This window comes from Pedobacter sp. CFBP9032 (assembly GCF_034045265.1).
Classification (GTDB): Bacteria; Bacteroidota; Bacteroidia; order Sphingobacteriales; family Sphingobacteriaceae; genus Pedobacter.
In genome coordinates this window covers 217,938-239,668 of sequence record NZ_JAXCWE010000005.1, presented here as the reverse complement: position 1 = coordinate 239,668, position 21,731 = coordinate 217,938, and the positions used below count along the sequence as shown (strand labels likewise).

Annotated in this window: 18 protein-coding genes and 5 tRNA genes; 22 read left to right on the top strand and 1 reads right to left on the bottom strand. The window is 37.6% G+C overall.

Translation table 11 applies throughout. The features are described 5' to 3' along the window. Positions 1–264 precede the first annotated feature (264 nt). Together SOM16_RS11730 and SOM16_RS11725 are read left to right on the top strand one after the other, a co-directional pair. Positions 265–1,419, top strand: a complete 1,155-nt coding sequence (locus SOM16_RS11730) for an acyl-CoA dehydrogenase (protein WP_320464188.1) — start codon at positions 265–267, stop codon at positions 1,417–1,419. Between the two features lie 297 nt (positions 1,420–1,716). Further along, positions 1,717–1,896, top strand: a complete 180-nt coding sequence (locus SOM16_RS11725; RefSeq protein WP_320464187.1) for a DUF6496 domain-containing protein — start codon at positions 1,717–1,719, stop codon at positions 1,894–1,896. Positions 1,897–2,001: 105 nt separating this feature from the next. On the opposite strand, the gene SOM16_RS11720 is transcribed toward SOM16_RS11725, so the two are convergent. After that, positions 2,002–2,388 carry a hypothetical protein gene (locus tag SOM16_RS11720; RefSeq protein WP_320464186.1) on the bottom strand — a complete coding sequence of 129 codons (387 nt, stop codon included), beginning with the start codon at positions 2,386–2,388 and terminating at the stop codon, positions 2,002–2,004. 168 nt (positions 2,389–2,556) lie between these two features. On the opposite strand from SOM16_RS11720, the gene rpsU reads away from it, so the two are divergent. From rpsU to SOM16_RS11620, 20 genes are all read left to right on the top strand, one after another. After that, positions 2,557–2,751 (top strand): 30S ribosomal protein S21, encoded by a 195-nt coding sequence (gene rpsU / locus SOM16_RS11715; RefSeq protein WP_010601088.1) that lies wholly within the window; start codon positions 2,557–2,559, stop codon positions 2,749–2,751. Between the two features lie 156 nt (positions 2,752–2,907). Continuing rightward, positions 2,908–3,792, top strand: coding sequence for a tyrosine-type recombinase/integrase (locus tag SOM16_RS11710; RefSeq protein WP_320464185.1), 885 nt, complete (start codon positions 2,908–2,910; stop codon positions 3,790–3,792). A gap of 14 nt (positions 3,793–3,806) precedes the next feature. Next, the gene (gene hpf / locus SOM16_RS11705) at positions 3,807–4,154 is read left to right on the top strand and encodes a ribosome hibernation-promoting factor, HPF/YfiA family (protein WP_320464184.1); all 348 of its coding nucleotides are present in this window, start codon (positions 3,807–3,809) and stop codon (positions 4,152–4,154) included. 230 nt (positions 4,155–4,384) lie between these two features. Further along, positions 4,385–4,457, top strand: a tRNA-Thr gene (locus SOM16_RS11700). A gap of 37 nt (positions 4,458–4,494) precedes the next feature. Then, positions 4,495–4,580, top strand: a tRNA-Tyr gene (locus tag SOM16_RS11695). A gap of 85 nt (positions 4,581–4,665) precedes the next feature. After that, a tRNA-Gly gene (locus SOM16_RS11690) sits at positions 4,666–4,738 on the top strand. Positions 4,739–4,815: 77 nt separating this feature from the next. Then, positions 4,816–4,887: transfer RNA gene (locus SOM16_RS11685), tRNA-Thr, on the top strand. Positions 4,888–5,007: 120 nt separating this feature from the next. Then, positions 5,008–6,195 (top strand): elongation factor Tu, encoded by a 1,188-nt coding sequence (gene tuf, locus SOM16_RS11680; RefSeq protein ID WP_320464183.1) that lies wholly within the window; start codon positions 5,008–5,010, stop codon positions 6,193–6,195. A 108-nt stretch (positions 6,196–6,303) separates the two neighbouring features. Continuing rightward, a tRNA-Trp gene (locus SOM16_RS11675) sits at positions 6,304–6,377 on the top strand. A 91-nt stretch (positions 6,378–6,468) separates the two neighbouring features. Next, positions 6,469–6,666 carry a preprotein translocase subunit SecE gene (gene secE, locus SOM16_RS11670; protein ID WP_320464182.1) on the top strand — a complete coding sequence of 66 codons (198 nt, stop codon included), beginning with the start codon at positions 6,469–6,471 and terminating at the stop codon, positions 6,664–6,666. Between the two features lie 9 nt (positions 6,667–6,675). Next, positions 6,676–7,215, top strand: coding sequence for a transcription termination/antitermination protein NusG (nusG, locus tag SOM16_RS11665; protein WP_025143263.1), 540 nt, complete (start codon positions 6,676–6,678; stop codon positions 7,213–7,215). Positions 7,216–7,936: 721 nt separating this feature from the next. After that, complete coding sequence (gene rplK / locus SOM16_RS11660) at positions 7,937–8,380, top strand: 50S ribosomal protein L11 (protein WP_010601094.1); 444 nt, start codon at positions 7,937–7,939, stop codon at positions 8,378–8,380. Positions 8,381–8,400: 20 nt separating this feature from the next. Next, a complete protein-coding gene (rplA, locus tag SOM16_RS11655; RefSeq protein ID WP_029283242.1) occupies positions 8,401–9,099 on the top strand; it encodes a 50S ribosomal protein L1 in 699 nt (232 codons plus the stop codon). 2 nt (positions 9,100–9,101) lie between these two features. Continuing rightward, a complete protein-coding gene (gene rplJ, locus SOM16_RS11650) occupies positions 9,102–9,623 on the top strand; it encodes a 50S ribosomal protein L10 (RefSeq protein ID WP_088302929.1) in 522 nt (173 codons plus the stop codon). Positions 9,624–9,687: 64 nt separating this feature from the next. After that, positions 9,688–10,065, top strand: a complete 378-nt coding sequence (gene rplL, locus SOM16_RS11645; protein WP_029279312.1) for a 50S ribosomal protein L7/L12 — start codon at positions 9,688–9,690, stop codon at positions 10,063–10,065. A gap of 157 nt (positions 10,066–10,222) precedes the next feature. Beyond that, on the top strand, positions 10,223–14,026 hold the full coding sequence (rpoB, locus tag SOM16_RS11640) for a DNA-directed RNA polymerase subunit beta (RefSeq protein WP_320464181.1): 3,804 nt from the start codon (positions 10,223–10,225) through the stop codon (positions 14,024–14,026). A 75-nt stretch (positions 14,027–14,101) separates the two neighbouring features. Then, complete coding sequence (gene rpoC / locus SOM16_RS11635; protein WP_320464180.1) at positions 14,102–18,388, top strand: DNA-directed RNA polymerase subunit beta'; 4,287 nt, start codon at positions 14,102–14,104, stop codon at positions 18,386–18,388. Between the two features lie 407 nt (positions 18,389–18,795). Beyond that, the gene (locus tag SOM16_RS11630; RefSeq protein WP_320464179.1) at positions 18,796–19,107 is read left to right on the top strand and encodes a DUF3467 domain-containing protein; all 312 of its coding nucleotides are present in this window, start codon (positions 18,796–18,798) and stop codon (positions 19,105–19,107) included. 77 nt (positions 19,108–19,184) lie between these two features. Further along, positions 19,185–20,408, top strand: a complete 1,224-nt coding sequence (locus SOM16_RS11625; protein ID WP_320464178.1) for an OmpP1/FadL family transporter — start codon at positions 19,185–19,187, stop codon at positions 20,406–20,408. Positions 20,409–20,419: 11 nt separating this feature from the next. Further along, positions 20,420–21,715 carry a G-D-S-L family lipolytic protein gene (locus SOM16_RS11620; RefSeq protein WP_320464177.1) on the top strand — a complete coding sequence of 432 codons (1,296 nt, stop codon included), beginning with the start codon at positions 20,420–20,422 and terminating at the stop codon, positions 21,713–21,715. Positions 21,716–21,731: the final 16 nt, after the last annotated feature.

Sequence of the window (21,731 nt, the reverse complement as noted above, 5' to 3'; positions counted from 1 at the left end):
AAGGCTAAATATTAGACGGATGAAATAGTATTTCGATTACTATTTTCAATTTTGTCATAAGTTTTAACTTCGGATTGATTTTTTCTAATTGTCGTTGTAAGAAAAAATAAAAAACTTTCACCACATAATTTGTCAGTTTAAAATTAGCGGATAAAGGAATTGAACTAAATACCATTTCATTCTGCAATCAAGCGAATATTTAATGGTAATTAACCATCAATTAAATGTTTATCATTGCTGAAAACTAACTTAAATATAAATTCAATGAGCGTAAGCTTTAATTTTTCAGAGACAGAAACTCAGCAAAGTGTGAAAGCGATGGTTCGCGATTTTGCTGAGAAAAATATTCGTCCTCATATCATGGAATGGGATGAAGCACAGCATTTTCCTGTCGAGCTTTTTAAACAGCTTGGCGATTTAGGTTTAATGGGCGTATTGGTTCCTGAAGAATACGGTGGTTCTGGTTTGGGTTACCAGGAATATGTTGATGTAATTGTAGAAGTAGCCAGGGTTTGTGGTTCTATCGGTTTGTCATTAGCGGCGCATAATTCTCTTTGTACTGGTCATATCCTGGCTTTTGCAACTGAAGAGCAGAAACAAAAATGGCTGCCAAAGCTAGCGACAGCTGAGTGGATTGGCGCATGGGGATTAACTGAGGCCAACACCGGTTCTGATGCACTAAGAATGATGACAACTGCTGTGGAAGATGGTGATGACTATATTATAAATGGGGCGAAGAACTGGATTACCCACGGGAAAAGTGGAGATATCGCCGTGGTAATGGTGAGGACAGGGGAGCAGGGAAGTTCGAAGGGAATCTCTGCGATTGTTGTAGAACGGGGGACACCAGGCTTTTCTGCAGGGAAAAAAGAAAATAAGTTAGGGATGCGGGCATCAGAAACTACTGAAATGATTTTTGATAACTGCCGTGTGCCGAAAGCCAATTTATTGGGTAATGTTGGTGATGGATTTAAACAGGCAATGAAGGTTTTAGATGGTGGCAGAATTTCTATTGCTGCATTGGCTTTAGGAATTGCAAGAGGTGCTTTCGATGCAGCAGTTGCGTATTCGAAGCAAAGGCAGCAATTTGGTCAGCCTATTTCCAGCTTCCAGGCCATTAGCTTTAAGCTGGCCGATATGGCAACAGAAATAGAAGCCGCAGAATTATTAATCCGTCAGGCTGCAGATTTAAAAAACAGGCATCTGCCTATGACAAAGGAATCTGCGATGGCGAAATATTTTGCTTCAGAAGTTTCTGTTAGAGTCGCAACAGAAGCGGTGCAGATTTTTGGCGGTTATGGATATACTAAAGATTTCCCGGTAGAGAAATTCTATCGTGACAGTAAATTGTGTACAATAGGGGAGGGCACTTCGGAAATTCAGAAGATTGTAATTGCCAGAGAAATCCTGGCAAGCTAAAGGAGAAAGACTGAGGCTGAGAGCGGAAAGACTAAAGCTTAAAGCTAAAGGTGCAAAGTAGAGGTAAGTTCTTCGCCTAGCGTATATGTTGTTACCTACATTATCGAAACAGCAAACCAAATATATTATGAGCAATCCGGACGGTTTAATTACCTCCGGATTTTTTTTGGCCTTTTTAATGAAACCAATTATTGTTAGGTAGTGTTTTTTACTAGATACTAGATACTAGATACTAGATACTAGATACTAGATACTAGATACTAGATACCCGATGTTTAAGACTAACGCGTTAACAATATGGCAAAGTATTCAAAAAAAGCAGGCGAAAAAGTTGCAGAGGTAATGCACGAAATGAAAGAAGGAAAGCTAAAAAGTGGCTCTGGCGATAAGGTTACTTCCAAGAAACAAGCCATAGCGATCGGATTATCGGAAGCAAAAAAAGAAGGTGCTAAAGTGCCGAAGAAAAAGAAAGATTAAGTTCTGGTCGAGCGGTGATTTATCAAGGCGTAACGAGTTTGAAAGGAATAAAGCGAACCAACATTTTTATTGATTCGCTATTATTACAGAAAATTATGTTGTTGCTTATTGTGGCGTTTCTTTAGCAGATACAATGCGATCTACCACATAAACGCTGAAACCACGCCAAGGCAAAGTACTTTTATATTCCTTATAATGTAGTTCGTAAAACTTGCCGCTGTTGGCCATCATTTGATTGGCGATTTCGTCATTTGAAATGGAAAATTCAAATTCATTGTTCTGAAGCGTGCCTGCCTGTTTCGACCGGATTCCACTTTGAATAAGCTTTCCTTCGTAAGTTTTGAAGAGATATCCCTTTTTAACTACATAATTAAGTTCGCCTGCTTTAACGCCTTCACCAAAAACGAAGAAGTAGCGGTAATAGCAAATGGCGGCGACAGCGATAATCAATAGCACTGCAACGATAGAAATAACTTTTTTGCCTGTTGTCATATTTTATAGTATGTATCAATAAAAATACTTAAACAAAGTGATAAACAATTAGTTCTCAGAAATAAAAATCTTTTTAAAAATCTTTCTCATTTTCAATAATTTACTTACATTTGCAGCCCCGATAGAACGGGAAATTTTAAAAACCACGAGAGGAGGTATTTCAGCGTTATGATCATTATCAACATTAAAGACGGCGAATCATTAGATAAAGCCCTTAAACGTTTCAAGAAAAAGTTTGAAAAAACTGGTGTATTGAGAGAACTACGTAGTCGCCAAGCATACGAGAAAAAATCCGTTGCTCGTCGTACTGAAATTAAACATGCTGTTTACATTCAGAATATGAATCAAGACACAACTTCATAGTTGTTCAAGATATAGTTATTAGAGCCTTTCGATGTTACATCGAAAGGCTTTTTTGCTTTTATCGCTTTTGAGAAACTTTGATTAAACAATTACTTAATCATTTCTTTATATCAAAACAATTTGTAACTTCATATCAAGGCCCCAAAATGATATTGAATGTTAATAAACAGTTTTATAGTCTATTTAACTCACGAGAAACGTTATTCTAAACATACCGTTTTGTCCTATCAAACTGATTTGGATCAGTTTAATGAATATATCAATAACACATACCATCTAACCATAACTGATATAAAACATAGTCATCTTCGGAGCTACCTGGTAGAGTTGATGGAAAATAAAAAATCTGAAACTACTATTAACAGGAAAATATCTGTTCTCAGAAGTTTTTACAAGTTTTTATTGCGGGAAGGTAAACTGGAGCAAAACCCTACAACCCTGCTAAAGGCACCAAAAATTCCGAAGCGACTTCCAGTGTTCATTGATTCGCAAAAAATGGATCAGTTATTGGATTCAGAAAATTATTTTGATGAAGGTTTTCCATCTTTGAGAGATCATCTGGTTATCGAATTGCTTTTTGGTACTGGGATCCGTTTGGCAGAAATCATTTCGCTGAAAGAAACGGATGTAGATATCTATACTGGCACGATAAAAGTTTTGGGTAAAAGGAATAAGGAGCGGATTATTCCAGTTGCTAAACCACTTATTAATCAAATAAATATCTACATTGAGCAAAAAAAGTTACAAAACTTCGATAACAATTTGCTCAATTTAATCGTTACCAATAAAGGTGCTATTGCGTATCCAAAGCTGATATACCGCATTGTTACCACTTACCTAAACCACATATCAACCAATGACAAAAAGAGCCCACATGTACTTCGGCACAGTTATGCAACTACGTTGCTTAATGCGGGCGCAGACTTAAATGCAATTAAAGAACTTTTAGGGCATGCGAGTTTAGCTGCCACCCAGGTTTATACACACAATTCTATCGAAAGATTAAAAACAATTTATAAACAAGCCCATCCAAAGGCATAAAAAAAGGAGGAAAAATGAAAATCGGAGTTCAAGCAATCCACTTCAGTGCAGATAGTAAGTTGTTAGCGTTTATTCAGAAGAAAGCAAATAAGCTGGATCAGTTTTTTGATCAGATTATTAGTGGCGAAGTATATCTGAAATTAGAGAATGTAGAGCACGAGGCCAATAAAATTAGTGAGATAAAACTGATTGTACCGGGCGGAACACTCTTCGCAAAAGAACAATGTAAATCATTTGAGGAAGCTACAGATTTAGCAATTGAATCGCTAAAGAAGCAGATCACAAAACATAAAGATAAAACACGTGCAAAATTAAGTGAACATAAAGCAATTTTAGCTGAAAGCGAAGCAGCTGATTACTAAGTAAATATTGCTTTAAAACAGAAAATTGAGAATAGCGAACTAAAAAAGTTCGCTATTTTTTTTCAAATTTATTTTGATGTGAAATATAAGTGTGTATATTTGCATTCCCTTTCGGAAACGGTGTTACGCCGGGAAGAAAAGGTTAGTTCTTTAAAAAGATAAACTTTTAAAAAAAACACGTTAATAGTATGAAAAATGAAGATTTTTCGTATCATTGCACAAATTTAAAAGCCTCCTTAGCTCAGCTGGTAGAGCAACTGACTTGTAATCAGTAGGTCATTGGTTCGATTCCGATAGGAGGCTCTTTTATTTTAAGGTGTCAACATTTTAAGATAAAGATGGGGGGATTCCAGAGCGGCCAAATGGGACAGACTGTAACTCTGTTATCGCAAGATTTCGAAGGTTCGAATCCTTCTCCCCCCACCACTTAATGTAAGATTGATTAAGTTTTTGAATGATCGAATGGTTACATTCATTCATTACATGATTTGCTCAATCGCTCATTAAAAAAGCGGAAGTAGCTCAGTTGGTAGAGCGATAGCCTTCCAAGCTATAGGTCGCGAGTTCGAACCTCGTCTTCCGCTCTTAAATAAGTTGAGTAGTTGGCAATTGACGGTTTACAGTTACTATAACTGGCAGCTGAAAAACTGAGAACTAAATAGCCGACTTAGCTCAGCGGTAGAGCACTTCCTTGGTAAGGAAGAGGTCATGGGTTCAATTCCCATAGTTGGCTCAGGTATAATAAAGCTTTGTTAAATCTGTTAAAAATACAGAAGAGGCAAGGTTTTTTGTGTTGGAAAAACAATAATTAAAAAATAATAAAAAGTTAACCTACTAATTAGTTATAAATAAAATGGCAAAAGAAAAATTTGACCGCAGTAAACCGCACTTAAACATCGGTACAATCGGTCACGTCGATCACGGTAAAACAACTTTAACAGCAGCTATTACAAAAGTTTTGGCTGATGCAGGTTTATCTGAGGCACGTTCATTCGATTCAATTGACTCTGCTCCAGAGGAAAAAGAAAGAGGTATTACAATCAATACAGCTCACGTTGAGTATTCAACAGCTAACCGTCACTATGCACACGTTGACTGTCCAGGTCACGCGGATTACGTGAAAAACATGGTTACAGGTGCTGCTCAAATGGACGGTGCAATTATCGTTGTTGCTGCTACTGATGGTCCAATGCCACAAACTCGTGAGCACATCTTATTGGCTCGCCAGGTAGGTGTTCCTTCATTAGTTGTATTCATGAATAAAGTGGATATGGTTGATGATCCAGAATTATTAGAATTAGTTGAAATGGAAGTTCGTGAATTATTATCATTCTACGATTTCCCAGGTGATGATATTCCAGTAATCCAAGGTTCTGCATTAGGTGGATTAAACGGTGATGCTAAATGGGTAGAGAAAATTATGGAATTAATGGCTGCAGTTGATAGCTACATTCCAATTCCTCCACGTTTAACTGACCTTCCTTTCTTAATGCCAGTTGAAGACGTATTCTCAATCACAGGTCGTGGTACTGTTGCTACTGGTCGTATTGAGCGTGGTGTAATCAACTCTGGAGATCCAGTTGAGATCTTAGGTATGGGTGCTGAGAACTTAAAATCTACAGTAACAGGTGTTGAGATGTTCCGTAAAATTTTAGATTACGGTGAAGCTGGTGATAACGTAGGTTTATTGTTACGTGGTATTGAGAAAGCTGATATCCGTCGTGGTATGGTAATCTGTAAACCAGGTTCAGTAACTCCTCACGCTGACTTCAAAGCTGAGATCTATGTATTATCGAAAGCAGAAGGTGGTCGTCACACACCATTCTTTAACAAATACCGTCCTCAATTCTATTTCCGTACCACAGATGTAACTGGTGAGATTTCACTAGCTGAAGGAACTGAAATGGTAATGCCAGGTGATAACGTTACAATTTCTGTGAAATTGATTTCTCCTATCGCAATGGAAAAAGGTCTACGTTTCGCTATCCGTGAAGGTGGTAGAACAGTAGGTGCTGGTCAGGTAACTGAAATCTTAGCTTAGTATTAAGCAATAAGCTTAAGGTCTAAAGCCGAAAGTTTTATATAAGCCTAAAAGCATAGAGTGTTGGATAAGTATATTTAATTCAGCTTTATGCTTTTAGCTTCTTACACGGGAATAGTTCAACGGTAGAATAGAGGTCTCCAAAACCTTTGATCAGGGTTCGAATCCTTGTTCCCGTGCCAAAAATAATGATTGAATTAGTGAATGTTTTAATGATTGAATGTTAAGCATTCTCTCACTCACTAACTCAATCATTTAATCATTATAATAAATATGGCTAAAGTAGTTGAGTTTATAAAAGAATCATACGATGAAATGACCAGTAAGGTTACATGGCCTACCTGGGGAGAACTTCAGAATTCTGCGATTCTTGTTTTAGTAGCTTCTTTGATCATTGCATTGGTTATTTTTGCAATGGATAAAGGGTCTACCTTTGTATTAGATACTTTTTATAAATCACTTTCTAATTAATATTTACTAATGAGCGATCTAAAGTGGTACGTTGTAAGGGCGGTTAGCGGTAAAGAAAAGAAAGTAAAACAATACATTGATGCTGAGATCAGCCGTTTAGGTTTTTCTCATTTGGTTCCACAGGTTTTGATTCCTATGGAAAAATATTACCAAATGAAAGACGGTAAAAAAATTGCAAAAGAACGTAATTTTTATCCTGGTTATGTTTTAATCGAAGCTACATTAGATGGAGAATTAGAACACATCATTAAAGGAATCAACAGTGTTATTGGTTTCTTAGGTGATAAAGCCGGTAATCCAATTCCAATGCGTCAGGCAGAGGTAAACCGTATTTTAGGTGTAGTTGATGAAATGAGCGAACAGGGTGAAACCATGAATGTTCCTTATTATGTTGGTGAAGGTATTAAAGTAATGGATGGACCTTTCAACGGTTTCTCAGGTATTATCGAAGAGGTAAACGAGGAAAAGAAAAAATTAAAAGTTATGGTTAAAATCTTTGGTCGTAAAACACCATTAGAGCTTAACTATATGCAAGTAGAAAAAGAATAAGCAGATCTACGATTGTAGATTTCAGATTGACGATTTTCTAAAAATATCAAAAGCTTTCCTCAAAAGGGAAAGTTTTTTTGTTATTTTTAAATAAGGAATTAGATAATTATATAAGTCCAAAAGATCACCTGATGAGACAGTGTTAGGTCGTTTCAAGGAGGCTTGTAAGAGAAGGGAAGAGCAATACACATTGTTAGGAAAGATTCCAATCTGGTTCAAGTAAATATTTGCCCTTCTGGTGGTATTGTTATTTAAAAGACATGGTTTCTATTAAGAATGATGAGCCTGATTATATTGCTCCAGCTTTTGGAAGTATCAAGCTGAAGAAGATTTCGATGAGTTTAAAGTTAAATTTCGATTGAATCCATTAGCATCTATTAGTAGAAATAAGAATCAAGTCTTTATAGGTTCTGAAAAACGGTGTATGTCAAACTTTTTAAAGCTAAAAGGAAAAGTTATTGAAATAAATGAAGTATTTCTTAACGAACACAATTACTATTATAGATAGGAAATTACTGAATAAATTACTTTAACGCTTATTATAAATGAGAACTTATTTCGTCTGGTATAGAAATATGATTTTATTTTACCTAATCTATTGCAGTACTGCAACATTATCCATATCTTTGCAGTCCTTTAAGCTTTATAGGAGCTGAAAGGAATTAAATGTTACATGCTTCCAATATTTAACATTGAGTTTTAAATAAACAAAAAACACAAAATGGCAAAAGAAGTCAGTGCAATGATCAAATTACAGATCAAAGGCGGAGCGGCAAATCCATCGCCACCAGTAGGACCTGCATTAGGTGCTAAAGGGGTGAACATTATGGAGTTTTGCAAACAGTACAACGCTCGTACCCAAGATAAAGCAGGTAAAGTATTGCCAGTTGTAATTACTGTTTATGCTGATAAGTCATTCGATTTCATCATCAAAACCCCTCCGGTAGCTATCCAGTTAAAAGATGCTACTAAATTACAGAGTGGTTCTGCTGAGCCTAACCGTAAGAAAGTTGGGTCGGTGACCTGGGACCAGATTAAAGTTATTGCTGAAGATAAAATGCCTGATTTAAATGCATTTACAATCGAATCTGCAATGAGTATGGTTGCTGGAACAGCACGCAGTATGGGAATCACCGTTTCTGGTGACGCACCCTGGAACAATTAATTAAAAAACAGTTTACAACAGTGGCGAAATTAACTAAAAATCAAAAAAAGGCACATGCTAAGATAGAAGCTGGTAAAGCTTATACTTTACAGGCTGCTGCTGCTTTGGTAAAAGAAATCACTACCACTAAGTTTGATGCATCAGTTGATATTGATGTATCTTTAGGTGTAGATCCACGTAAAGCCAATCAAATGGTACGTGGGATTGCTACTTTACCACACGGAACAGGTAAAACTGTACGTGTTTTAGCTTTGGTAACTCCTGATAAGGAAGAAGAAGCGAAAGCAGCTGGTGCAGACTTCGTAGGTTTAGACGAGTATGTAGCTAAAATTGAAGGTGGTTGGACCGATGTAGACATTATTATCACTACACCAGCTTGTATGGCTAAGGTAGGTAAATTGGGCCGTGTTTTAGGTCCAAGGAACTTAATGCCTAACCCAAAATCAGGTACAGTAACTAACGACGTTGGTAAAGCTGTAACTGAGGTTAAAGCAGGTAAGATTGATTTTAAAGTAGACAAAACGGGTATCATACACGCCTCGATAGGAAAAGTATCATTCCCAGCAGACAAAATTTATGAGAATGCACTTGAAATTATTCAGGTTATTTCTAAATTAAAACCATCTGCTGCAAAAGGAACTTATTTTAAAAGCATTCACGTGTCTTCTACTATGAGTCCTGGAATTGCAATTGAAACTAAATCAGTAGCGGGGATTTAATCATGAACAGAGAAGAAAAAAACGAAGTAGTTTTAGAACTACAAGGACAAATGCAAGAGTACGGCAATTTCTATATTGCAGATACATCTAGCCTTTCTGTTGAGCAGATTAATAACATCCGCCGCAAATGTTTCGAAGATGATATCATCATGAAAGTTGCTAAAAACTCTTTAATCCGCAAAGCGATTGAAGGTTTAGATGGCGATGCTTCTGAGATATACGAAGCCCTTAAAGGTTCATCATCATTATTATTCTCAAAAACAGCAAACGCTCCGGCTAAGTTGATTAAAGCTTTGAGAAGAACATCTGATAAACCATTGCTTAAAGCAGCATTTATAGATTCATCAGTATACGTTGGCGATGACCAATTGAATAACTTGGTAAGCTTAAAATCGAGAGAAGAGCTTATTGGCGATATCATTGGATTATTACAATCACCAGCGAAAAATGTTGTATCTGCGCTTAAATCAAGCGGAGGCAAAATTGCAGGAATTGTTAAAACTCTTCAAGAAAGAGAAGGTTAACGAACACCTTAAGTTCGCAAATAAAACAAAATTATTTTACGTAAAAATTTAAAATCTTAATAAAATGGCAGATTTAAAATCGTTTGCTGAGCAATTAGTAAACTTAACCGTTAAAGAAGTTAACGAATTAGCTCAAATCTTAAAAGACGAGTATGGTATCGAGCCTGCAGCTGCTGCTGTAGTTGCTGGTCCTGCTGCTGGTGGTGATGCACCTGCTGCTGCTGCAGAAAAAACATCTTTTGATGTAATTCTTAAAGAAGCTGGTGGCGCTAAATTAGCAGTTGTGAAACTTGTTAAAGACTTAACTGGCCTTGGTTTGAAAGAAGCAAAAGACTTAGTTGACGGAGCACCAAAAGAATTAAAAGCTGGTGTTACTAAAGACGAAGCAGAAGCTCTTAAAAAACAATTAGAAGAAGCTGGAGCAGTAGTTGAAATTAAGTAATCACTTAATTTAGCTAAGCTAAAAATGTATTAGACACCGACTGAAAATGTTGGTGTCTTTACCTGTTTATAAACACCTCATTTTGTTTGGTTAATGAGTATGTTTCAAACACGAACCAAACAAATAGTTTATTCTTAAACTAAAATCTTTTAGTCCATTGGCAAAGACAGTCGAACAAAGAGTAAATTTTGCAACTAGTAAGCACATTATAGACTATCCGGATTTTCTGGATGTGCAATTGCAATCATTCAGAGAATTTTTCCAGATAGATACCACATCAGACGATCGCTCTAGCGAAGGTTTGTTTAAAGTGTTTGCTGAGAACTTTCCAATAACAGATTCAAGAAATATCTTCGTATTAGAATTTCTTGATTATTTTGTTGATCCGCCACGTTACGATATACACGAGTGTATTGAGCGTGGATTAACCTACAATGTTCCATTAAAAGCAAAGCTAAAGCTTTCTTGTAACGATGTTGAACATGAAGACTTTGAAACCATTATTCAGGATGTGTACTTAGGTACGATCCCGTATATGACGCCAAAAGGTACATTTGTTATCAACGGTGCAGAACGTGTTATCGTTTCGCAATTACACCGTTCTCCTGGAGTGTTCTTCGGCCAAAGCCGTCACACTAACGGAACCAAATTGTATTCTGCTCGTGTTATTCCTTTCAAAGGTTCATGGATTGAGTTTGCTACAGATGTGAATAACGTCATGTATGCTTACATCGATCGTAAGAAAAAATTCCCGGTTACCACTTTATTACGTGCTATTGGTTACGATTCTGATAAGGATATCTTAGAACTTTTTGATCTTGCTGACGAAGTAAAAGTTAGTAAATCAGGTTTAAAGAAATACATCGGTCGTAAATTAGCGGCAAGAGTTTTAAAGAAATGGGTCGAAGATTTTGTAGATGAAGATACAGGTGAGGTAGTTTCTATCGACCGTAATGAAGTGATTCTTGAAAGAGAAACCGTTTTAGAAGACGAACACATTGATATGGTGATCGAAGCTGGTGTTAAAACTATTATTCTTTCTAAGGAAGATGGTGCAAGCCAGGCTGATTACACCATTATTTATAATACATTACAAAAAGATACATCAAACTCAGAAAAAGAAGCTGTTGAAAACATCTATCGTGCTTTGCGTAACGCAGAACCACCTGATGAGGAAACTGCTCGTGGTATCATTGATCGTTTATTCTTTTCAGATAAACGTTACGATTTAGGTGATGTTGGTCGTTACCGCATCAACCGTAAATTGAAAATGAATACCCCTGATGATGTAAAAGTATTAACAAAAGCGGATATTATCGCGATTGTAAAATACCTGATCAAATTGATCAATTCTAAAGAAGAAGTGGATGATATTGACCACTTATCTAACCGTCGTGTACGTACGGTAGGTGAGCAGTTATACGCACAGTTCGGTGTTGGTTTAGCCCGTATGGCCAGAACAATCCGTGAGCGTATGAACATTCGCGATAATGAGGTGTTTACCCCAACAGATTTGATTAACGCCCGTACGTTATCATCAGTTATCAACTCTTTCTTTGGTACCAATCAGTTATCTCAGTTTATGGATCAAACGAATCCATTAGCGGAGATTACACACAAACGCCGTTTATCAGCTTTAGGCCCAGGTGGTTTATCACGTGAAAGAGCTGGTTTCGAGGTACGTGACGTTCACTATACTCACTACGGTCGTTTATGTACGATTGAAACTCCAGAGGGACCAAACATTGGTTTAATTTCATCACTTTGTGTGCATGCAAAAATCAATAATTTAGGTTTCATCGAAACACCATACAAACGTGTTGAAGATGGTAAGGTAGTTGTTGATTCGGACGTTATTTATCTATCTGCTGAGGATGAAGATGGAAAAACCATTGCTCAGGCTAATGCAGAATATGATGATAAAGGTGTGTTTACCACGCCACGTGTTAAGGCACGTTACGAGGGTGACTTCCCGATTATTGAGCCTGAGAAATTAGACTTAATGGATGTTGCACCAAATCAGATTACTTCAATCGCTGCTTCGTTAATTCCGTTCTTAGAACATGATGATGCGAACAGGGCTTTGATGGGATCGAACATGCAACGTCAGGCCGTACCATTGTTACGTCCTGAAGCACCAATTGTTGGTACAGGTTTGGAAGGTCGCGTTGCCCGTGACTCGAGAACATTGATCAATGCAGAAGGTGATGGTGTTGTAGAATATGTAGATGCTAACGAAATTACTATTAAATACGAACGTAACGAAGATGATCGTTTAGTTTCATTTGAAGGTGATAGCAAAACTTACCGTTTAATTAAGTTCAAAAAAACCAACCAGAATACTTGTATTAACTTGAAGCCAATCGTAAGAAAAGGTCAGAAAGTTACTAAAGGACAAGTACTTTGCGAAGGTTATGCAACTCAAAACGGTGAATTGGCTTTAGGTAGAAACTTAAAAGTGGCTTTCATGCCTTGGCAAGGTTTCAACTTTGAGGATGCGATTGTAATCAACGAGCGTATTGTTCGTGATGATATTTTCACTTCATTGCATATTGAAGAGTTTGAATTAGAAGTACGTGATACTAAACGTGGAGAAGAGGAATTAACACCAGATATCCCGAACGTTTCTGAAGAGGCTACTAAAGACCTTGATGAAAACGGTATTATCCGTGTGGGTGCTGATGTAAAAGAAGGTGATATTTTAATTGGTAAGATCACTCCAAAAGGAGAATCTGATCCTTCACCGGAAGAGAAATTACTACGTGCAATCTTTGGTGATAAAGCAGGTGATGTTAAAGATGCGTCTTTAAAAACTCCTCCTTCTATCCAGGGTGTGGTAATTGATACAAAATTATTCAGCCGTGCTAAGAAAACTACAAAAGCTGAAGAGAAATCAGCAATTGAGAAATTAGACAAGGGTTATACCAGCATTACTGAGAAATTAAAAGCAGAATTAGTAGATAAGTTATTCACTATTGTAAATGGAAAAACATCTCAGGGTGTATTCAATATTTACAAAGAATTGCTAGTAGCTAAGGGTGCTAAATTCACTCAGAAAATTTTAGCAGATCTTGATTATAATCACATCAGCCCTAACAAATGGACTACTGATGATGATAAAAACGAGATGATTAAAATGTTGCTTCACAACTACGGTATCCGTGTTAACGAAGAACTTGGTGCTTACAAACGTGATAAATTCGCAATTAGTGTAGGTGATGAGCTTCCTTCCGGAATCGTACAGATGGCAAAAGTTTATGTTGCTAAAAAACGTAAGTTAAAAGTAGGTGATAAAATGGCGGGTCGCCACGGTAATAAAGGTATTGTTGCACGTATTGTACGTGATGAAGATATGCCTTTCTTAGCTGATGGTACTCCGGTTGATATTGTGTTGAACCCACTAGGTGTACCTTCACGTATGAACCTTGGTCAGATCTATGAAACTATTTTAGCATGGGCTGGTCAGGAATTAGGTGTTAAATTTGCAACTCCGATTTTTGATGGTGCTACACATACTGAAGTAGAAGAGTGGATTGCTAAAGCGGGTGTTCCTGCTTCAGGTAAAACTTACTTATACAATGGTTTAACAGGTGAGCGTTTCGATCAGACTACAACAGTAGGTATTATCTACATGTTGAAATTAGGTCACATGGTTGATGATAAAATGCACGCCCGTTCAATCGGACCATACTCATTAATTACACAACAACCATTGGGTGGTAAAGCTCAATTCGGGGGTCAGCGTTTTGGTGAGATGGAGGTTTGGGCATTGGAGGCATTCGGTGCAGCTAATATTCTTCAGGAGATCTTAACCGTTAAATCGGATGATGTTATCGGAAGAGCCAAAACTTACGAAGCCATTGTTAAAGGTGAAAACCTACCAACTCCAGGTGTACCAGAATCGTTTAACGTATTGGTACATGAGTTACGTGGTTTAGGTTTAGATATTACGTTAGATTAATTAAGCTGAAAGCTTAAAGACTAGAGCCAAAAGCTTTGGTCTTTGAGCTTTAAGCTTTAACCTTATACAAGAGATATGTCTTACAAAAAGGATAATAAATTAAAAAGCAATTTCACATCCATCACGATTAGCTTATCGTCTCCGGAAATTATTTTGGAGCGTTCTAGCGGTGAGGTGTTGAAACCAGAAACCATTAACTACCGTACTTACAAACCTGAGCGTGATGGTTTGTTTTGTGAGCGTATTTTTGGTCCGGTAAAAGATTACGAATGTCATTGCGGTAAATATAAACGTATCCGTTATAAGGGTATTGTTTGTGATCGTTGTGGTGTTGAAGTAACAGAAAAGAAAGTACGTCGTGAGCGTATGGGACACATCGCCTTGGTGGTTCCTGTAGCACACATCTGGTATTTCCGTTCTTTACCAAACAAAATCGGTTATTTATTAGGTTTGCCTACTAAAAAATTAGATTTAATTATCTATTACGAGCGTTACGTAGTTATCCAATCCGGTTTAATGGAGGAAGATGGTATTAAGTATATGGACTTCTTAACAGAGGAAGAGTACTTAGATATCTTAGATAAATTACCTAAAGAAAACCAATACCTGGATGATAAAGATCCTAATAAATTCATCGCCAAAATGGGTGCTGAAGCATTAGAGGATTTATTGAAGCGTATTAACTTAGATACTTTATCTTACGATTTACGTCACCAGGCTGCTAACGAAACTTCTCAGCAACGTAAAAATGAGGCTTTAAAACGTCTTCAGGTTGTAGAAGCTTTCCGTGGTGCCAATACACGTATTGAGAATCGTCCGGAGTGGATGATTGTTAAAATCGTTCCGGTTATTCCACCAGAATTACGTCCGTTAGTGCCATTAGAAGGTGGTCGTTTTGCTACTTCAGATTTAAATGATTTATACCGTCGTGTAATTATCCGTAACAACCGTTTAAAACGTTTGATCGAGATTAAAGCACCAGAGGTAATTTTACGTAACGAAAAAAGGATGTTACAGGAAGCTGTAGATTCGTTATTTGATAACTCACGTAAAGTTAATGCGGTAAAAACTGAAGGTAACCGTGCTTTGAAATCACTTTCAGATATCCTGAAAGGTAAACAAGGTCGTTTCCGTCAGAATTTATTAGGTAAACGTGTGGATTATTCAGCTCGTTCTGTAATTGTTGTAGGCCCAAGCCTTAAATTACACGAGTGCGGTATTCCTAAAGATATGGCTGCTGAGCTTTACAAACCGTTCATTATTCGTAAGATGATTGAGCGTGGTGTGGTAAAAACAGTTAAATCTGCGAAGAAAATTGTTGATCGTAAAGATCCATTAGTTTGGGATATCCTAGAAAATGTATTAAAAGGTCACCCGGTATTATTAAACCGTGCACCAACCTTACACAGATTAGGTATTCAGGCTTTCCAGCCAAAACTAATTGAAGGAAAAGCAATTCAGTTACACCCATTAGTTTGTACTGCATTCAACGCCGATTTTGATGGTGACCAGATGGCTGTCCACTTACCGTTAGGTAACGCAGCAATTTTGGAAGCCCAAGTATTGATGTTAGCTGCACACAACATCTTAAACCCTGCGAATGGTACACCAATTACAGTACCATCTCAGGATATGGTTTTGGGTCTTTATTACATTACTAAAGGCCGTAGAACAGATGAAACTCGTGTTGTAAAAGGACAAGATTCTAATTTCTATTCTCCTGAAGAAGTGATCATCGCTTATAACGAGAAAGAATTAGACTTACATGCTTTTATCAAAGTAAGGGTTAATGTTAAGCAAAATGACGGTTCTATCGTTAATAAATTAACTGAAACTACTGTAGGTAGGGTATTATTTAACCAAATGGTTCCTGAGGAAGTTGGTTATATCAATGAATTATTAACTAAAAAATCGTTAAGAGATATTATCGGTGAGGTAGTTAAAATGACTGGTATGGCGCGTTCTTCTCAATTCTTAGATGATATCAAAGAATTAGGTTTCCGTATGGCATTCCAGGGAGGTTTATCGTTCAATTTACAAGACGTAAACATTCCGGTAGAAAAACATACTTTACTAGAGCAGGCTGCTAACGAAGTTGAAGAAGTAAGAAACAACTATAACATGGGTTTCATTACGAACAACGAACGTTACAACCAGATTATCGATATCTGGACCCGTATCAACAACAGGTTAACTACTTTCGTGATGAACCAGTTATCTTCAGATAACCAAGGTTTCAACTCGGTTTACATGATGCTTGATTCAGGTGCACGTGGTTCGAAGGAGCAGATTCGTCAGCTTTGCGGAATGCGTGGTTTGATGGCAAAACCTCAAAAATCAGGTTCAGGTGGTGATATTATTGAAAACCCGATCTTATCGAACTTTAAAGAAGGTTTATCGGTATTAGAGTACTTTATCTCTACTCACGGTGCGCGTAAAGGTTTGGCGGATACGGCGTTAAAAACGGCGGATGCGGGTTACTTAACTCGTCGTTTACATGATGTTGCCCAGGATATGATCGTAAATTCAGAAGATTGTGGTACTTTAAGAGGTATGTACACTACTGCATTGAAAGATCAGGAAGATATTGTGGAGCCATTATATGACAGGATTTTAGGTCGTACTTCATTGCACGATGTTTACAATCCTTTAGATAATACATTATTGGTAGGTGCTGGTGAAGACATCAACGAAGAAGTTGCAAAACTAATCGAAGAATCTCCATTAGAAGGTATCGAAATTCGTTCGGTATTAACCTGCGAAAATAAAAGAGGTGTTTGTTCATTATGTTATGGACGTAACTTAGCATCTGGTAAACGTGTTCAAAGAGGTGAGGCAGTTGGTGTAATTGCAGCACAATCAATTGGTGAGCCAGGTACACAGTTAACACTTCGTACTTTCCACGTGGGTGGTACTGCATCGAACATTGCTGCAGAATCAAACATCGTAGCTAAATTTGATGGTGTAATTGAATTCGAAAATATTCGTACTGTAGATACACAAACAGAAGATGGTACCGTTCAGGTGGTATTAGGACGTTCTGGTGAGTTCAAAATTGTTGAACCAGGAACCGGACGTATTATTGTAACCAACAACATTCCTTATGGTGCTTTCTTATTTGTTAAAGAAGGAGATAAGTTATCTAAAGGAGACAAAATCTGTTCGTGGGATCCATACAACGCGGTTATTCTTTCAGAATTTGCCGGTAAAGCACAATTTGATGCAATTATCGAAGGTGTTACCTTCCGTGAAGAATCAGATGAGCAAACTGGTCACCGTGAAAAAGTAATTATCGATACACGTGATAAAACTAAAAACCCTTCTGTTCAGATTGTTGATAAGAAAGGCGAATTTATCAAAGGTTATAACATTCCGGTAGGCGCTCACGTTTCAGTTGATGAAGGTGAAGCTATCCAAACTGGTCAGATTATCGCTAAAATTCCTCGTGCAACTGGTAAAACCCGAGATATTACAGGTGGTTTGCCTCGTGTAACAGAGTTATTTGAGGCGCGTAATCCTTCAAACCCAGCTGTAGTAACTGAGATTGATGGTGTAGTAACTTTAGGTGGTGTTAAACGTGGTAATCGTGAGATTACAATCGAATCTAAAGATGGTGAAGTTAAAAAATACCTTGTTCCATTGTCTAAACACATCCTTGTTCAGGATAATGACTTTGTGAAAGCAGGTATGCCTTTATCAGATGGTTCAATTTCACCAGCAGATATCTTATCAATTAAAGGCCCGGCAGCGGTTCAGGAATACTTAGTAAATGGTATTCAAGAGGTTTACCGTTTGCAAGGTGTAAAAATTAATGATAAGCACTTCGAGGTAATTGTTCACCAGATGATGCAGAAAGTTCACATCGAAGATCCGGGAGATACGATTTTCTTAGAAAACAATGCTGTTGACCGTTGGGATTTCGCTGACGAGAATGATGCGATGTACGACAAGAAAGTTGTTGAAGATGCAGGTGATTCAAATGAGATCAAACCAGGTCAGATTGTTTCATTACGTAGATTAAGAGATGAAAATTCTCAGTTGAAACGTAAAGATTTAAAACAGATCACGGTGAGAGATGCAAGACCAGCAACGGCAAGTTCTATCTTACAAGGTATTACAAGAGCATCATTAGGTACTAAATCGTTCATTTCTGCGGCTTCGTTCCAGGAAACTACGAAAGTATTAAATGAGGCGGCGATTGCAGGTAAACGCGATAATATGTTAGGCTTGAAAGAAAACGTGATCGTTGGTCACTTAATCCCTTCAGGTACTGGTGTACGTGGTTACGAAAGAATCATCGTTGGTTCTCAAGAAGAATACGATAAATTGTTAGCTTCGAAACAAGAAGAAGTAGAAGCTTAAATTTAAATACATTCAAATCGAGTCCTCCACTAATCATGGAGGACTTTTTTATTTGGGATAGATTTTGTAGTCTTAAATAACAATAACGTGATGAGCTTTACAGAAATGCAACGCTTTCAGATTTTAAAGCTAAGCTTGTAGAACAGGAGGCAGAGCAGTTGGTTTCTTTTGTGAAGGCTGAAGTTGAATCTAATTTGATAATAAACGTGAAGTTTTAGTTACCAAGGAAGATATTGCAAATATGCAAAAGACCATCTATGTTGTAGGTCTAATTCAATTTTTAGCCATTATAGGCTCAGTTATAGGTATTGTAAATTTTATGATGAAATAAATTATTAAAGAACTTATTTTTAATATTACATTTAATTCCGCTATCAAGTAGTGGAATTTTTTATTTTTGATCTATTATGGAAGAACAACAAAACGAAAATCAATTAAATATAGAACTGTCGGAGGAAATTGCTGAAGGTATTTTTTCTAATCTGGCCATTATTACTCATTCTAATACCGAGTTTGTATTGGATTTTATCCGTGTGATGCCTGGAATTCCTAAGGCAAAGGTGAAATCGCGTATTATTTTAACGCCTGAACATGCTAAACGTTTATTAACAGCACTAGATGATAATATTCAAAAATTTGAGGCCATAAACGGCCGGATCAAAACACAGGAAGAGCCGCCATTTCCGATGGGCTTCGGTGGACCTACTGCCCAAGCGTAACCTGCATAAAATTCTTACAGCAAATATTTGCTTGCTATGCTAGCATAATATATATTTGTGTTATAACCATATATAAAATGAAAAAACTTCTATTGAGCGCATTACTTTCTGTCCCCCTATGGGTGTTTGGACAGGGGTTCCAGGTTAACCTACAAGGGCAAAAACAAATTGGCATGGCAGGTGCCGGATCTGCATTGGCCTTAGATGAAGCATCAGTATTCTTTAACCCAGGGGCAGTTTCCTTTCTCGAAAAGAATTCTATATCCGCAGGTGTAAACCCACTACTGTTTAAATCTGCATTCAGACAAACTGGATCGAATATAACTGAAAATGTTAAAAATAAAATTGCACCTCCTTTCGAAGCGTATGCTGTTTGGGGACCAAAGTCTAATAAATGGAAACTAGGCTTAGGTGTTTATACCCCTTTCGGTGGTTTAGTAGACTGGGGAAATGAATGGTCTGGCAGATATGCATTAACCTCATTAAATTTAAAAGCGATATATTTCCAACCAACATTAAGTGTAAAAATTACTGAACACATTGGTATCGGTGCTGGTTTTGTATATAACCACGGTGACGTAAATCTTCAGCGGGCATTACCAGTTAATTATCCTGATGGAAGATCTGGACATGCAACTTTAGAAGGAACGGGAAGTGGTTATGGCTGGAATGCTGGTTTATATGTAAAAACGGTAAGTAATGTTACCTTCGCAGTTGTGCACAAATCAAAAGTAGTTACAAAATTGAACGACGGAACAGCAACATTTGATGTTCCTGAATCCTTGCGCACTTCTTTCCCTGCAGGAAATACTTTTAACGCAGAATTGCCTTTGCCTTCTACTACAACCCTGGGTATAGGAGTTCCATTGTCAAAGAGTACTACATTAGCGTTTGACGCCAGTTGGGTACAATGGCGTATTTATGAAGAACTGGCGTTTGATTATGCCGTAAATACACCAACATTAGCTGACACGAGATCGGCCCGTAATTACCGTGATGGTTCGTCATTTAAGTTAGGAATCAATCACCAGGCATCAGAAAAGTTAGCTTTAAGAGCTGGAGTTGGTTATGCATTTTCGCCAGTTCAGGATGGTTTTGTAACACCGGAAGCACCAGACGCTGATCGTTATATTTTAAGTGCCGGAGTTGGCTATGCACCAACAAGTCACTTTGAAGTTAACGCATCATTCTTCTTTGAAGATGTAAAATCACGTCAGCAAAAAAACATAGAAACCGGATTAGACGGTACGTTTAAGACTTTGGTTTATGCACCAGGTCTTTCATTAACATATAAATGGTAGGAGATATCAACATGAAAAAAATTATATTAAATAGTCTTGTTGCTGCTACCATACTGTTTGCAGCATCTTGTAAACCTGAAATTGAGACTCCAGCAGGTACAACCGCCGGACAAGCTAATTTCGGTAAATACATTGCCATAGGCAACTCACTCACTTCTGGCTTTGCAGATGGCGGTTTATACCTGGAAGGGCAGAACGTTGCTTATCCGAACTTAATTGCTGCACAGATGGCTACAGTTGGCGGTGGTGCTTTTACTTCACCGTTCTTTACAGATGCACAGTCAAATGGTTCTGGTTATGTAAGTTTAACTGCATTAGTTAACGGTACACCAACTTTAACACCTGTTGCCGGTAATGGATGGAGAAATACACCAACCAATACCCGCTTAACGAAATTTACTGGTGAAATTCAGAATTTAGGTGTTCCGGGAATGCGTTTGGATTTATCTTTTGCGCCAACTTTTAGCGCTGCGAATCCATATTTTGAACGCCTTTTGGGTGATGCCCAAGTGGGTACCACTAGTTATTTTCAATATGTGCAAGGTAGAAGCCATACTTTCTTTTCATTGTGGTTAGGTAATAACGATGTATTGGGTTATGCTTTAAATGGTGCGGTTACATTGCCAACAGATCCTACTACGGCGTTAACGGATAAGGTAACCTTCTCCTCATTGTATTCAAATTTTGTAAATGCCCTAACCGCAGGCGGGCAAAAAGGTATCGTAGGTACTATTCCTGATGTGACAGCTGTTCCTTATTTTAATACGGTTACACCTGCTGCATTACTTGCTGCCGCGAAGGCTGTTAACCCTGCTGCTCAGGCTGTTTTTATTCAGACTGGTGCCGGAACGGTAAGGGCTGCAACTACAGAAGATTTAGTTCGTTTACCTTTTCAAAATGCAAATTTGTTTGCGCGGCCAAATGCGTCGGGATTTTTCTATGGCTTAGATCCTAGAAACCCGATCACCAGCGACTGGGTTTTAGATAAAGATGAAGTGATTAAAGTGAAGGATTATGTGAATAGCTACAACAGCAGTATTAAAACGATAGCAACAAGCAAAGGCTTAGCTATTGCAGATACTTACACTTATTTTAATACGGTTAAAACAGGAATTTCTGTTCAGGGAATCAACATCAATGCGGCATTTATTTCTGGTGGGGCATTTTCTTTAGATGGAATTCACCTTACACCAAGGGGGAATGCAGCAATAGCGAATGTATTTATCGATGCAATTAATGCTAAATACGGTGCAACAGTGCCGACGATTGATATCAGTAAATATAGAGGCGTTAAATTTCCAGGTTAGAGATAATTTCAGCTGA